Raw genomic sequence first — 13,522 nt, 5'->3', positions numbered from 1 at the left:
GGAATGCACTCTCGTTATTTGGAGTACGAAATATCAGGTGGCTGAACACCTGGGGTGCCCCACGAGCCCGTCCTAGTCCCGCAGCCGGGCGGCGAAGGCCTCCAGCCGGGCCCGGGCCTCGCGCAGTTTTTCACGGGGCAAGGAGAAGACGGCGCGTACGCGCTCGGGGTCCGCGCACCAGGCTCCGCCATTGAGCACCACATGCGTGTGCGCGTACACCACCGCGGGCAGGTTCTCCGCGGTGAGCCGCACGCCGTCCACCTCCCGCCCGAGCCACGCCGACACCCGGGGCGCGAGGAAGAGGCCTCCCGTCTCCCCCGTCTCGGCGCGCCCATCCGGCGGCAACACCCCGGCGAGCAGGGCCCGCTTCTCCGCCAGGTCCCGGCGCATGCGCGTGAGGAAGTCGCGCAGCGCGCGGTGCCGCTCCGGGTAGAGCAGCCTGCCGTCGGGGCCCCGGGCATAGGCCGCGTAGAGGCGCGACGCGGCGCGCGCCGTGGCCAGGTGCAGCAGCCCCGGCCCGCTCGCGCGCACCGCCTCCACCAGGGCCAGGTCCCGAGCCGCCATCCACCCCACCCGCAGGCCACCCGCCGCGAACTCCTTGGACAGGCCCCCGAGCACCACCGTGCGCGCGCCGATGCCCGGCACCGCCGCCTCCAGCCCCACCGGCCCGTGCACCGTCTCCGCCAGGGGATTGCCCAGGTTCACCAGCCCGAAAATCTCGTCCGACACGAGCAGACAGCGCTGCTCCACCACGTAGGCGGCCAGCCCCACCAGCTCCTCGTGGGACAGGTAGTCCCCGGAGGGGTTGGAGGGCTGGGAGATGACCACCACGTCCGGAGCCCGGGGCCCGCGCCGCTCGGACAGGTCGGACAGCGGCGCCAGGTCCACCTCGGCGCCCGCGGACTCCCAGGTGGGCGGCAACACGCCATAGCAGGGCGTGGCCACGAAGACGCGCGGCGCCCGCCCGAGCCGCTCGCGCAGCGCCACCCCCAGGTGATGCACGAGCGGCCATACCCCCGGCGCGAGCACGAGTTCCCCGGGGGCATAGCGCACGCCCCGCGTCTCCAGGAGGAAGGCGGCCACCGCCACGTCCAGGCCGTGCTGGGTACCCGAGTTCCGGGGCGCGGCACACGCCGCCACGAGCCCTTCCACCAGCGGCTGGGGGAGCGGCGACTCGTTCTCGCCATAGTCCAGGCGAAGGAGCTCCGGGTCATCCTCGCGGAACACCCGGGGTGCGAAGGCGGGCATCCGCGCGAGCCGGAGCATGCGCCGCGAGCGCGGCACCCGGGGCACGGGGCGCTCGGGCGGAGGCGGCGGCTCGGAGAAGGCGATGCGGAAGGAGAGCAGGTCCTCGAAAGTGCGCTCGTAGAACCACTCCGCCAGCGTGCTGATGCGCGAGTAGGTGACCTCCGCGGCCACCTCCAGGTCCCCCCGGAGCGTCGCCGGCACCGGCAGCATCAACGTCAGCTCCCAGTCCGGGAAGACGGCGTTCTTGATGAGGCCGTAGAGCACCACCAGGTTCGTGCGCGAGGGCTCGCGGGCGAGGAACTCGAAGAGCGTGCGCGGCGCGACCTCGGCGGTGATGGTGAAGGACTCGCTCTCGTCGAGCACCACGAGGATGCCCCGCCGCTCGGCCTCGGTGAGGATCGCGCCCAGCTCCGACAGGTTGGCGCGCTCGCCGGGCTCCACCGACAGGAACAGGACCTTCACGTCGAAGGCACCCAGGAGCCGGGTGACTTCCCCCAGCGTGTTGGGGGCGACGGTGACCCGCACGCCCGCCTTGTCGAGCACCGGCGCATAGACGGCGTGGAGGTTGCGCGACACGAGCACGCCATCGCCCGCGTCGCACGTGGCGAGCAGGAGCGAGTACACCGCCTGGACGCGCTCGGGGGCGATGAAGAGCTCTTCCTCGGCGAGCCGCAAGTCGAAGAAGCGCTCGAGGTAGCGCACCACGAGCTGGCGCAGGCCCACGTCCCCGGCCTCGTGCGCGTAAGGAAGGAAGGGCGAGCGCGCCAGGCGTCCGGCCAGCTCGGCCACGAAGCCCAGTTGCTCGGCGCAGGCGGCGCCCAGGTCCAGTTCCTCCTGCAAGCGGGGCACCCCCAGGCCGCGCAGGGCCTCGCGCAAGGCGAGCGTCTCGCGCGGCAGGGCGAGCCGCGCCTCCCACACCGCCACCTCGTGCCAGATGGGATGGCCCGCCGCGAGCCACCCGAGCGCGGTGGCGGCCCGCAGCGGCTCGGCGCTGTGCGCCTCCATGAAGAACTCGAACTCGCACGCCGTGTCGTGCTCCAGCGCCACCAGGGGACGGATGTCCGTATCCGCCGCCTGCATCACCCGCCGCGCCACGCGCACCTGGATGGTGAAGCCCCGCCGGGTGAACATGCGCTCGATGATGGCGCGCCCGGGCCGTCCCGCCAGGTTGAGCAACAGCCGCCCCTCGGGCGCCAGCCGCTCGGGGACCTCGTCCAGGAGCCGCGCGTTGAGCCCCAGCCCGAAGTGGTCCTCGTAGACGTTCTGGATGGCGCAGTAGTTGGACAGGTCATACAGCGCCTGTTCATCCGCCTGGGACACCTCCAGCGGGGGCCCCTCGCCGCGCAGCACCTGGGGGATGCAGCCCACCACGAAGTCCCACCGCTCGTGCGCGGGCACCTCGCGCAGCAGATCGCTCGTGCCGAAGTCCAGGCGCGCCACCAGCGCCTCGTCCCCGTTGAGCCACGCGTTGCACCACGCCAGCGGCGCCGAGTGGGGATTGAGGTCCACGCCCAGGATGCGCGACAGCCGGGTGAAGCGCGCCAGCGCCAGGCAGATCCACCCCGAGCCCGCCCCCACCTCCACGAGCCGCTTGCCGGCGTACTCGTCCAGGGGCACCTTGAGCAGCCCCTCCAGGAAGGTATGCGCCCAGGCCTCGGGAGCGAAGATGGTGGGCAGCAACAACAGCTCCAGCCGCGCCCGCGAGGCCCCCACCGCCACCACCACGCTGGTGAGCCGCAGGGGAGCCCCCTCGGGCTTGTCCCGCGCGAGCGCCGCCAGGGCGCGCAACTCGGTGAGCGCGGTGGCGCGGGTGTCGGGACGCGCGAGCGCCTCGGCGAGCGCACTCAACCGAAGGACGGCATCCCGGGCGGAAGCGGGGTAGGTGGCCATGGAAGGCCGGACGACAGCGGCTCAGACGCGGTTTTGCAACCAGAGATGGGGGGGCCCGTCGCCTCGTGGACCTCCCTGCTCGCCGAGGTAGCCACGCATGCGCAGGTGCAGGTCGGCTTCCGTGCGCGTGCGGAAGATGGTCCAGGGAGCCTGGGCCATCGTCGCCACCGTATAGGCCATCATCCGGGGGATGGGCGCGGGGATGGCGCACACCACCTCCATGCGGCCGCCCAGCTCCCGGTCCAGCTCCTTGAAGGCGTTGGCGTAGCCGATGCGCGCGTTCACCATGTCCGAGCCCTCCAGCATGAAGCAGAAGGTGCCCGTGGGGTGGGCGCGCACGAACTGACGGATGCGCTCGCAGAGGGCCTTGCCGTTGTCCTCATCCCCGTGCGCGGGAAGCGAGATCCACACCACGCACGTCGCCAGCGGCGGAGAAGGAATGCGTCCCGGACCTGGGCGCACGGGGGGCGCCCGGTCCGGCGGCTGCGGCTCTGACTGGCTCAACGTGGGCATGCGCACCGCACTGTAATGCATGGCGGCGACATCCTTTCTCGTCCACCCTCCCACGTATCGTCCGCGGTGAACACGGCACATTCCAGGCGGAAAGATTCGTCGGCACCCGCGTGGGTTTTTCCGTTTCTCCGAGGAGAAAGGATTCTGGAGCCAGTTTCTCTTCTGGATGGGATGCGTGGCGCGCGGGGCGCTCGCGCGGCTCAGGCCGGTTGGATGCCGAGCCGCTCATCCCGGCGCCGCAACCAGGAGACGAGCGGCAGGGACAGCAGCACCATCCACGCCTTGCCCACCACCTGCCCCGCGAGGAAGTCGAGCCCCCCGAACGCCAGCTGCAGGAAGAGCACGCTGTCCACGACGAGGCCCACGACACCGCTGGCGAGCACGGCCAGCACCAGTCCCCGCCGCTGCAAGGGGGTGTAGACGGCGAAGTCCGCCAGCTCCGACACGGCGAAGGCGCCCCCCGAGGCGAGCACCAGGGCCGGTGGCGCGAGCACGGCCGACAACAGCGCGCCCAGGAGGATGGCCAGCAGCGCCCAGCCCTTGCCCAGACGGCGCTGCACCAGGTCGCGCAACACGAAGGCCAACCCCACGACGAGCACGCCGCTGGGCGCCAGCAGACCCGGCCCCACGGGGAGCAAACAGGGCCCGCTCTCCGAGCAGAGGACACCGACATGGCCCAGCATCCAGTTGGAGAGGGGAATCGAGGCGCCGAAGCCCACCAGGTAGACAAACCCCTCGGTTCTGCGTGAATCCATCGCGGATGCTCCAGCCTCTCACCAGGAGGCTCCACCCTTCCCGGGGGCGCGCGGGCATAGCACGTTTCCCAGGGGCTGTCAGAATGACCCGGAGCCCCTCCCCGAGCGCTCTTCTCCCGTGTACCGCACATGCCGCCGCCCGACCCGGACCTCTTCGATGATTCGCGCTGGCCACTGCTCCTGCTGCGGCTGCCCGGTACGCTGTCCACGCCCGCCTACGAGGCGTGCCTCGCCTCGTTCAGCCGCCACCTGGAGCGCGGTGAGCGCTTCGTCCTCATCACCGATCTGCGCCGGGTCGGCATGGTGCCGCTCGATCAGCGCTGGCGCCAGGTGGAGTGGTTCGAGGAGCACGAGCGCCAGGTGCGCGAGTGCATCATCGGCGCGGCCAACATCATCACCTCGCCCCTCGTGCGGTTGTCCGTGAGCGCCATCATGTACTTCAAGCGCGTGCCCCTGCCGCTCGTCACCGTCGCGGACTGGAACGCCGCCGAGGCCTGGGCACTCGAGCGCCTGGAGGAGGACCGGCGCGCCCGGGCCCACAAGCCGCGCTGATCCCCTCGGAGTACGCCCGCCTCAGGCCCTCGGCTGCGAATCCAACAGGCCCGTCTGCTTGAGCAGGGGCTGGGTGCTGGGAGCGCGGCCGCGGAACTCCTGGAAGACCACCAGCGGGTGGCGGCTGCCTCCGAGCGCGAGCACCGTGTCCCGGAAGCGCCGTCCGGTCTTCTCCAGGGCCCGCGCATCGGCCAGCCCCGCCTCCTCGAAGGCGGAGAAGGCATCCGCGGACAGCACCTCGGCCCACTTGTAGCTGTAGTAGCCCGCCGCGTAGCCCCCCGCGAAGATGTGGGTGAAGGAGCACAGGAAGCGGTCCTCGGGCAGGGGCGCGAGCACCGTGTTGTCCTGGGCCACGCGCTTCTGGGTCTCCGCCACGCCGCCCGCCTGGTAGCGGTGGTGCAACTCCAGGTCGAGCGTGGCGAAGTACACCTGACGCAGCGTCATGGAGGCGGCGCGGTAGATGCGCCCGGCGCGGATCTTCTCCTGGAGCGCGCGGGGCAGCGGCTCGCCCGTATCCACATGGCGCGCCAGCCGCGAGAGCGTCTCCTCGTGGAAGCACCAGTTCTCCATGAACTGGCTGGGCAGCTCCACCGCGTCCCACTCCACGTTGTTGATGCCGGCGGCCTCGGGGTAGTCCACGCGCGTGAGCATGTGCTGCAGGCCGTGGCCGAACTCATGGAACAGCGTCTCCACCTCGCGGAAGGTGAGCAGCGCGGACTTGCCCCCCACCGGAGGCGTGGCGTTGCAGACGAGGTAGGCCACCGGCAGCCGCAGCGAGCCGTCCAGCTGGCGCTTGCGATCGAGCGCGCCATTCATCCACGCCCCGCCCCGCTTGGTGGCAGGACGGCTGTAGGGGTCCAGGTAGAACGCGGCGATGTCCTTGCCCGACTCGTCCGCCATGCGGAAGAAGCGCACGCTCTCATCCCACACGGGCACCTCCCCGTCCGCGGCGCGCACCGTGACACCGAAGAGCCGCTTCGCCGTGTCGAACAGGCCCTCCAGCACCCGGGGCAGCGCGAAGTACGGACGCAGCTCCTCGTCGGTATAGGCGTAGCGCTCCTCGCGCAGGCGCTCGGCCCAGAAGGCCGTGTCCCACAGCTTGAGCTCGAGCGAGGCGTTGCCCGTCTTGCGGCGCGCGAACGCCGTCAGCTCGTCGAGTTCCCCCTGGGCGCGCGAACGGGCGGCGCCGCGCAGCTCACCCAGGAGCTGCTCCACGGCCTGGACCCCGGGCGCCATCTTCGCCGCGAGGCTCACCTCGGCGAACGAGCCGTAGCCGAGCAGACGCGCCTTCTCGCCCCGCAGGGACAGGATGCGCTCGATGAGCGGGTTGTTGTCCACCTCGCCCGTGGAGGCGCGGGTGATGTAGGCGCGGTAGACCTTCTCGCGCAGCTCCGGACGGCGCGAGTGCTCCATGAAGGGCCCGAAGCTGGGCGCGTCCAGGGTGATGCGCCAGGGGCCCGCCTCGGGCGTGGGCGCGGGAGCCCCCTCCGCCAGCCCCTGCTTCGCCGCCTGGGCCGCCATGGCGAGCGCGCTGGGCGGCAGGCCGTCCACCTCCTCGCGCTGGGTGAGCGTCATGGACCAGGCCTTGGTGGAGTCGATGACGTTGTTGGCGAAGCGCGTGGACAGCTCGGCCAGCTCCCGCTCGATGACCTGGAAGCGCTCGCGCGCCTCGCCCTCCAGGCCCACGCCGGACAGCTCCATGTCGCGGATGGAGGCCTCGACGACCCGCCGCTGGGCCTCCTCGAGGCCCTTCCACTCGGAGCCCTCGCGCAGCGCCTTGTAGGCCCGGTACAGGGGGGCGCTCTGGCCGATGCGCATGAAGCTCTCCACCACATCGCCCTCGACGGCGGAGTGCGCCTGGCGCAGCTCCGGGCTGTTCTGCACGCCCATGAGGTGGTTCACCACGCCCCACGCCAGCCCCAGGGGCTCGGTGAGGGTGGACAGACGCTCCACGGTGCCTTTCCAGGTGGGCTGGACCTCGCGCTCGAGCGCGTCGAAATCCGCGTTCAGCCGCGCGAGCAAATCGCGGATGGCGGGCTCGACATGCTCCGCCCGGATGCGGTCGAACTTCGGGAGTCCTTCGGTCTGCAGCAGCGGATTGTCGGAAACAGGGGCGGTCATGGGCCGGAAAGGTAAGACAGTGCCCACCGATTGGCAGCACTCTCGGCGAGGGATGGCGGGCAGGCGTCCGGGAGTGCACGTCCCCCGGAGGACCCATGCGAGAGGCTTCCCTCCCCGCCCCCCCTCGTGAGAGGGTGGCTCGAACGTCGCCCCCGAGACCGTCTCAATGGCTTCCCTTCCGTCTCGCGCCCTCCCCCCCCTGGTGAGCGTGCTCCCCGCCGCCCGGCAGGTCTTCCGCAGCGAGCACTTCACCGTGCTGGTGGACGACCGGTTGGGCATCGCCGTCACCGTGCGCAGTGAAGCGCCCTTCTCCCACCTCGCCCAGCTCGACGACATCTTCGACGAACTGGGCGACGTCCTGGACGAGCTGGGACGCTCACGCTACGCCCTGCTCGCCGACATGCGCGCCATCGCCGGCCGGAACGACGCCGAGTTCGACGAGGCCATCAAGCGCCAATTGCCCCGGTGGTTGGGTGGCTTCCGCAAGGTGGGCGTGCTCGTGCGCAGCGTCGCGGGAATAATGCAGATCCAGCGGCACGCGAAACAGGACGGCATCGAGCGGATGGCCACCACCGATGAAGGGGAACTCCTCAAGCACCTCGCCCAGGAGGGGTGAGGCCCCCGGGTGCCTCAACCCCCGGGAAGTCGGCCGTAAAGCTGGCCCAGGAGTTCCCGGCCCACGCCCCATTCCCGCCCATATAGGGCGATGTGGGGCGTCAGCTCGGTATTCGTGTGCTCCCAAGTCCGCCCTCCATCCTCACTGTGGTGGTACCAGGCGTCCCACCCATCCTTGAAGGGATCACTCGGATGGGTCACGACCCGCACGGTGTCGCCCACCACGGCGAGCGCGGAGACCCGATGCGGCAGCGCGGTGAAGACACGCCAGGGCTCGCCCGGCGAATCCCGGCGGATGGCGAGCCCTCCCTCCACCCGTGCCGCGAGCACCCCGCCATCACCCGCCTGCGGTTCGGCCTCCCGAAGGGGCTCGTGCGTCCAGGTGCGGCCCTGGTCGGACAAGCGGAAGAGGCCCGCATGCCCCAACAACCAGACCGTGCCATCCGCGCCCCGCGCGAGCCGCTCTTGGATGCGGTCTCGCGCTCCAGGCAAGGACACGGAGGAAAAGGTCAGTCCCCCATCCGTGCTGACCTGGAGTTCCGTCCCCAGGCCCCACACCTCCTCTGACGACACGGCGAGCAGGCTCGACATCCCGGAGGTACGGCCCCGCTCCTCCCAATTCACCCCCTCGTCGAGCGAACGGATGACCTGGAAGATCCGCGCGTCCCGAGGGCCGTCGGGAGCGGGCTTGGAGACGAGACCGAACCAGACGCCCTCGGCACTGGTCAGCGTCAACAAGGCCCCCTCGAAGGATGCCTCGCGACGCGTCCAATGCGGCCCGATGCGCCAGAGCGCGCTGTGCTCTCCCCAATCGCGGGTGAAGAACGCGGAGTGTGCTCCGACGTAGAAGTGATTGGGCAGATGGCGCTGCTCGAGCCTCGGCCCCAATGGCATCCACACGCTGTTGCCCATGTGGATTCCCCGCTCACGCAGGGCACTGTGGACCCAGATGTAGACGCCCGACCCCAGACACAGGAGACACGGCGAGAGCAACAGGAACACCAGCACCTTGAGCAGGTGGCGCGCCCAGTTCAACGCGAACTCCCGTTCAACCAGTTCTGGAGCATGAGCGACTTCACTTCCCGTTCCATTTGATGGACCAGGGGCCGAAGAGGACGGGTCGCCTCCAGGGTGGTCGCCGCGAGAATGGATTCCACATCCGAGGGCCGGACCCGCCCCAGGACCTGGAGGATCTGGGCCATCCCATCGGGGTTCAGCAAATCGCGGAGGTCCGGCGTGGTGAGGATGGTGGTCAGGTCCTGGGTGGGAAGCGAGAAGAGTCCCGCGTCCAGATAGGCATTCACGTGCGTGCCGTAGGCGAACATCTGGAAGTCCTCTGGTTTCCGCTCGAGCACGGCGAACTCCGCCGGTTCCTTCCGCCGCCGGGTCTCCATCGCATCCTGCAAGAGCTTGAGCGCCCGGTCGCGCCACGCGAGCCCCTCGGGGGACAGTTCCTGGGCCCCCAGCGCCGAGAAGGCCCGGACGTATTTGTCGCCATACTCGAGGTAGTACGGGGGCGGCTGCTGGCCCGGATTGCGTGAAACGAAGTCCTCATGCCGGCGGCGGTAGTAGTCCATTCGCCCCGTGGGAAACTCGCGCGGAGCATCGGCTCCGGACGGCCGTGGGGGAGCCAGGACGAGGGAGTTGAGTTCACGCGAGGCCAATGCCTTCGCACCCGGAGCGGCTGGCGGCGAGGGAGGGACAGCACCCAGGGCACCCACGAGTTCGTCCAGCGAAGACGAGGTTCCACCGGTACGGCCAGAGACAGGGACGGACATGGAGACTCCTGCAAGGGGGGATCCACTCCGCCCTCAGCAAGGCATCTGCCAGTTCCTCCATCCTCGCGGCCTGGGGTCCCCTCTCGCTTCACGGCATCCACACCGTGGATAGGACATCCCCACACCGGGACGAAAAGTGTCGTGCTCAACTCAGTACGCGCCCCCGCTCCGCCCGCCTTGACAGGCCAGGGGGCGCGCTGCTCTCACGCTCGGCCATGCTCTCCTTCGTCCTCGCGGCATCGCTCGCCGCCGCCCCATCGCCCCGTGCCGCCACCGCCTCGGAGACCGTCGTCCACATTCCCCGGCTGGACGCGCTCCAGGGGCTCACCGCCTTCCTCGCCGAGGCGGGACAGAACGCCGCCCTCATGCGGCCCGCCGTCTGGCTCGCCGAGCTCCATCCCTACCTCGCGCTCGATCCCAGCCAGCCCGACTCGCTCCAGGACATGGGCATCGATCCCGCTGGAGCCGTCACCCTCTCGGTGCGCACCACGGGCCGCGTCTCCTGCACGCGCCTGAGCGACCCCAAGCGCTTCCAACAAAAAGCCGCCGAGCGGCTCGCCGCGGGCAGTGGCAAGTCACTGGAGATCAAACCCACCACCTCGGCGGGTGTCACCTCGGTGCTCGTCCCACGCGAGGCAGGTGGACAGGCGGGCTACGCGCTCAAGGGCCAGGAGGCCTGCGCCTTCGCGAGCGGTGGCGGCGGCTTCGTCGACGACGGCCAGGGCAAGGTCCTCTTGAAGGAGGCCTCGCGACTGGTGAGTCAGACGCCGAAGGCGGACGCGAAGCTCGCGCCCCTCCCCGGCGCCGCCTACGTGGTGATGCCCAAGCGCGGGCTGGTGGTGGGCCTGGACGGCACCGCCTCGGAACTCCGAATGGAAGGCACCAGCACGGAGTTGCCGCTGCCCCCCTTCCAGTCCGCCTCGGGCACGAGCCCCTACGGCACGATGAAACCCGGAGGACTGCTCTTCTCGCGCGCCCGGATGGCACCGGCCGGACTCGCCGCCGCGATGGGAAGCGTGCGCGCCAGCATCCAGCAGGCCTGCCCCGCCTGCCCCGCGGCCGAGGTGTCCTCCGTGGCGCGTGAGGTGACCGAACGCCTCACGGGCCACGTGCTCGTCGCGGTGGACGGGGTGCGCTCCCGCCCCAACGTGCGCACACCCGAGGGCCGCTTCTTCGCCTCGCGGCTGGCGCTCGCCGCCGAGGTGACGGACGCGACGGCGATGAAGAAGGCGCTCGCGCCGCTGGCGAAGTTCCCCGGCGCGAGGGCCCTGGAGGACGGCCATGCCCTGGACGTGAAGGGCGGCTCCCTCTTCGTGCGCTTGAAAGGCCGGCAATTGGTGATGGGCAATGACGAGGCCGTGGCGGGCTCCGTGCTCGCCAGCATCCCCGAGACGGGCGGCATGCTCCCCCACGCGGTGGACTACAGCGTGAACCCCCAGCGCGTGGCGAGCGGCCTCAAGCAGATATCGCTGATGGACGTGGTGGGCGACCAACGGCTCGCCGCCCTCTTCACCGCGGGACTCGAGCTGGGGCCCCTGCTCACCCGGAGCGCGAACATCACGGGCTGGCTCGACAGCGCCTCGGGAGGGGCCCACCGCTTCTCCTCCCGCTGGACGCTGGCGCCCACCCGTTGAGGGGGCGTCTTCAGGGATTGTCAATCACCCGATAAGGCGGTGCCTGACGTCCTCGGCGTGCTACCCGCGCGCGGTTCGTGTTAGATGCGCGCGCATGAACGGACCCTCCGAAACGGACCCTCTTCGCGCTCGACTGCAGCAACTGGAGAAGCAGGCGGAGCTGGGCGGTGGCGCGGACCGCATCGCCAAGCAGCACGAGGCCGGTAAGCTCACGGCCCGCGAGCGGATCGACCTGTTGCTCGACCCCGGCTCCTTCACGGAGATGGACAAGTTCGTCACGCACCGCAGCAGCGACTTCGGCATGGGGGACAAGAAGATCCCCGGTGACGGCGTGGTCACCGGCTACGGCACCGTCGAGGGCCGCCAGGTGTTCCTCTTCGCCCAGGACTTCACCGTCTTCGGCGGCTCGCTCTCCGGCGCCTACGCCCAGAAGATCTGCAAGATCATGGACCTGGCCATGCGCGTGGGCGCGCCCGTCATCGGCCTGAACGACTCGGGCGGCGCGCGCATCCAGGAGGGCGTGGAGAGCCTCGCGGGCTACGCGGACATCTTCGTGCGCAACACGCTCGCCTCGGGCGTGGTGCCGCAGATCTCCCTCATCCTGGGGCCGTGCGCGGGCGGAGCGGTGTACTCACCGGCCATCACGGACTTCATCATGATGGTGAAGGACACCTCCTACATGTTCATCACCGGCCCGGACGTCATCAAGACGGTGACGCACCAGGAGGTGTCGAAGGAGGAGCTGGGCGGCGCGCTCACGCACAACCAGAAGTCGGGCGTGGCGCACTTCGCCGCGGAGAACGAGCAGGCCGCCCTCGCGATGACGCGCGAGCTCTTGTCGTACCTGCCCTCCAACAACCAGGAGGACCCCCCTTCCCAGCCGAGCGAGGACGATCCGTTCCGGGCCGACGAGAGCCTCAAGACGGTGGTGCCCAACAACCCCAACAAGCCCTACGACATGAAGGAGATCATCCACGCCATCGTGGATGACGGGCACTTCTTCGAGGTGCAGGAGCACTACGCCAAGAACATGGTGGTGGGCTTCGCGCGCATGAATGGCCGCTCGGTGGGTTTCGTGGCCAACCAGCCGGCGGTGCTCGCGGGCTGCGTGGACATCGACGCGAGCGTGAAGGCGGCGCGCTTCGTGCGCTTCTGCGACTGCTTCAACATCCCCATCGTCACGCTGGTGGACGTGCCGGGCTTCCTGCCGGGAACGGATCAGGAGTGGGGCGGCATCATCACCCACGGCGCCAAGCTGCTCTACGCCTTCGCCGAGTCGACCGTGCCCAAGGTGACGGTCATCACCCGCAAGGCGTACGGCGGGGCCTACGACGTCATGGCCTCCAAGCACATCCGCGCGGACATCAACTTCGCGTGGCCCACCGCGGAGATCGCCGTCATGGGCCCCGAGGGCGCGGTGAACATCATCTTCCGCGACGAGCTCAAGAAGGCGCCGGACGCCGCCGTCGAGCGCGCCCGGCTGGTGAATGACTACCGCGAGAAGTTCGCCAACCCCTTCAAGGCGGCGGAGCTCGGCTACATCGACGAGGTCATCCGCCCCGAGGACACGCGCGCCCGCGTCATCCGCGCCCTGGAGATGCTCAAGAACAAGCGCCAGGAGAACCCCCCGCGCAAGCACGGCAACATTCCGCTCTGAGCGCGGACCCCCGCTTGCGAGCACCGCGTGGGCTGATTAGGGAGGGGCGCATGGCCAACCCACGCCCCTCCTTGGACACCGCGGTACTGGACACCCTCTTCCACGAGGCGCGCACCCACAACGTGTGGCTCGAGCGCCCGGTGGAGGATGCCCTCCTCCATCAGCTCTACGCGCTCACGCGCATGGGCCCCACGTCGTCCAACACCCAGCCCCTGCGGCTCGTCTTCGTCAAGAGCCCCGAGGCCAAGCAGCGCCTCAAGCCGGCCCTCGCCGCGGGCAATGTGGACAAGACGATGAGCGCGCCGGTGACGGCCATCGTCGCCTACGACTCCCGCTTCCACGAGCAGATGCCCAAGCTCTTCCCCAGCCGGGACCTGAAGAGCGGCTTCCAGGCCATGCCCGAGGAGAAGCTGCACAAGCTCGCCTACATGAACAGCACGCTGCAAGGCGGCTATCTCATCCTCGCGGCCCGGGCCCTGGGACTGGACTGCGGCCCCATGGCGGGCTTCGACAACGCCAAGGTGGACGAGACCTTCTTCCCGGACGGTCAGTGGAAGAGCAACTTCCTGCTCAACCTGGGGTACGGGGACCCGTCCAAGCTCTTCCCGCGCAACCCCCGTCTGGACTTCAACGACGCCTGCCGGATTGAATGAGCGCCGGGCCCCCGCCGGAGGCAGGCAGGCAGGCGGAGACCTCGTGCCGAAAATGATGCAACGACTTCCCTGGGGAAATTTTGGGGGGGCCGTTCGCGCTTCAAGG

General features: G+C 69.9%; 11 protein-coding genes. 5 read left to right on the top strand and 6 right to left on the bottom strand.

Going from position 1 to position 13,522, the window contains the following annotated elements; all coding sequences use genetic code 11:
• Positions 1-72: 72 nt before the first annotated feature.
• The 3 genes from MEBOL_RS23145 to MEBOL_RS23135 form a co-directional block, all read right to left on the bottom strand.
• Entirely contained in the window at positions 73-3,138 is a 3,066-nt protein-coding gene (locus tag MEBOL_RS23145; protein ID WP_095979491.1) for an aminotransferase class I/II-fold pyridoxal phosphate-dependent enzyme, read from the bottom strand.
• 21 nt (positions 3,139-3,159) lie between these two features.
• Entirely contained in the window at positions 3,160-3,672 is a 513-nt protein-coding gene (locus tag MEBOL_RS23140; protein WP_095979490.1) for a hypothetical protein, read from the bottom strand.
• 179 nt (positions 3,673-3,851) lie between these two features.
• Positions 3,852-4,406, bottom strand: coding sequence for a VUT family protein (locus MEBOL_RS23135; RefSeq protein WP_095979489.1), 555 nt, complete (start codon positions 4,404-4,406; stop codon positions 3,852-3,854).
• 129 nt (positions 4,407-4,535) lie between these two features.
• On the opposite strand from MEBOL_RS23135, the gene MEBOL_RS23130 reads away from it, so the two are divergent.
• On the top strand, positions 4,536-4,958 hold the full coding sequence (locus MEBOL_RS23130) for a hypothetical protein (protein WP_095979488.1): 423 nt from the start codon (positions 4,536-4,538) through the stop codon (positions 4,956-4,958).
• Positions 4,959-4,979: 21 nt separating this feature from the next.
• Here MEBOL_RS23130 and MEBOL_RS23125 read toward each other — a convergent pair whose 3' ends face one another.
• Positions 4,980-7,079 carry a M3 family metallopeptidase gene (locus tag MEBOL_RS23125; RefSeq protein WP_095979487.1) on the bottom strand — a complete coding sequence of 700 codons (2,100 nt, stop codon included), beginning with the start codon at positions 7,077-7,079 and terminating at the stop codon, positions 4,980-4,982.
• 166 nt (positions 7,080-7,245) lie between these two features.
• On the opposite strand from MEBOL_RS23125, the gene MEBOL_RS23120 reads away from it, so the two are divergent.
• The gene (locus tag MEBOL_RS23120; protein ID WP_095979486.1) at positions 7,246-7,695 is read left to right on the top strand and encodes a hypothetical protein; all 450 of its coding nucleotides are present in this window, start codon (positions 7,246-7,248) and stop codon (positions 7,693-7,695) included.
• 14 nt (positions 7,696-7,709) lie between these two features.
• On the opposite strand, the gene MEBOL_RS23115 is transcribed toward MEBOL_RS23120, so the two are convergent.
• Positions 7,710-8,729: a WD40/YVTN/BNR-like repeat-containing protein gene (locus MEBOL_RS23115; RefSeq protein WP_095979485.1), complete on the bottom strand. Its 1,020-nt coding sequence runs from the start codon at positions 8,727-8,729 to the stop codon at positions 7,710-7,712.
• On the bottom strand, positions 8,726-9,472 hold the full coding sequence (locus MEBOL_RS23110) for a hypothetical protein (RefSeq protein WP_157775387.1): 747 nt from the start codon (positions 9,470-9,472) through the stop codon (positions 8,726-8,728). Before MEBOL_RS23110 ends, MEBOL_RS23115 begins: the two co-directional genes overlap by 4 nt.
• 215 nt (positions 9,473-9,687) lie before the next feature.
• On the opposite strand from MEBOL_RS23110, the gene MEBOL_RS23105 reads away from it, so the two are divergent.
• The 3 genes from MEBOL_RS23105 to MEBOL_RS23095 all read left to right on the top strand — a co-directional run bounded on the left by MEBOL_RS23105 (position 9,688) and on the right by MEBOL_RS23095 (position 13,416).
• Positions 9,688-11,106 carry a hypothetical protein gene (locus MEBOL_RS23105; protein ID WP_095979483.1) on the top strand — a complete coding sequence of 473 codons (1,419 nt, stop codon included), beginning with the start codon at positions 9,688-9,690 and terminating at the stop codon, positions 11,104-11,106.
• 94 nt (positions 11,107-11,200) lie between these two features.
• Positions 11,201-12,763: an acyl-CoA carboxylase subunit beta gene (locus MEBOL_RS23100; RefSeq protein WP_095979482.1), complete on the top strand. Its 1,563-nt coding sequence runs from the start codon at positions 11,201-11,203 to the stop codon at positions 12,761-12,763.
• Between the two features lie 50 nt (positions 12,764-12,813).
• Positions 12,814-13,416 (top strand): malonic semialdehyde reductase, encoded by a 603-nt coding sequence (locus MEBOL_RS23095; protein ID WP_095979481.1) that lies wholly within the window; start codon positions 12,814-12,816, stop codon positions 13,414-13,416.
• The last annotated feature ends 106 nt before the right edge of the window (positions 13,417-13,522 follow it).

The sequence above is a fragment of the Melittangium boletus DSM 14713 genome, assembly GCF_002305855.1.
Taxonomy (GTDB): Bacteria; Myxococcota; Myxococcia; order Myxococcales; family Myxococcaceae; genus Cystobacter; species Cystobacter boletus.
This window is presented reverse-complemented; position numbering and strand designations above follow the sequence as displayed.

Bases quoted from the DNA above. Each gene is read 5' to 3' on its own strand.
- MEBOL_RS23145 (WP_095979491.1), bottom strand. From the start codon at position 3,138: ATGGCCACCTACCCCGCTTCCGCCCGGGATGCCGTCCTTCGGTTGAGT.
- MEBOL_RS23140 (WP_095979490.1), bottom strand. From the start codon at position 3,672: ATGCATTACAGTGCGGTGCGCATGCCCACGTTGAGCCAGTCAGAGCCG.
- MEBOL_RS23135 (WP_095979489.1), bottom strand. From the start codon at position 4,406: ATGGATTCACGCAGAACCGAGGGGTTTGTCTACCTGGTGGGCTTCGGC.
- MEBOL_RS23130 (WP_095979488.1), top strand. From the start codon at position 4,536: ATGCCGCCGCCCGACCCGGACCTCTTCGATGATTCGCGCTGGCCACTG.
- MEBOL_RS23125 (WP_095979487.1), bottom strand. From the start codon at position 7,079: ATGACCGCCCCTGTTTCCGACAATCCGCTGCTGCAGACCGAAGGACTC.
- MEBOL_RS23120 (WP_095979486.1), top strand. From the start codon at position 7,246: ATGGCTTCCCTTCCGTCTCGCGCCCTCCCCCCCCTGGTGAGCGTGCTC.
- MEBOL_RS23110 (WP_157775387.1), bottom strand. From the start codon at position 9,472: ATGTCCGTCCCTGTCTCTGGCCGTACCGGTGGAACCTCGTCTTCGCTG.
- MEBOL_RS23105 (WP_095979483.1), top strand. From the start codon at position 9,688: ATGCTCTCCTTCGTCCTCGCGGCATCGCTCGCCGCCGCCCCATCGCCC.
- MEBOL_RS23100 (WP_095979482.1), top strand. From the start codon at position 11,201: ATGAACGGACCCTCCGAAACGGACCCTCTTCGCGCTCGACTGCAGCAA.
- MEBOL_RS23095 (WP_095979481.1), top strand. From the start codon at position 12,814: ATGGCCAACCCACGCCCCTCCTTGGACACCGCGGTACTGGACACCCTC.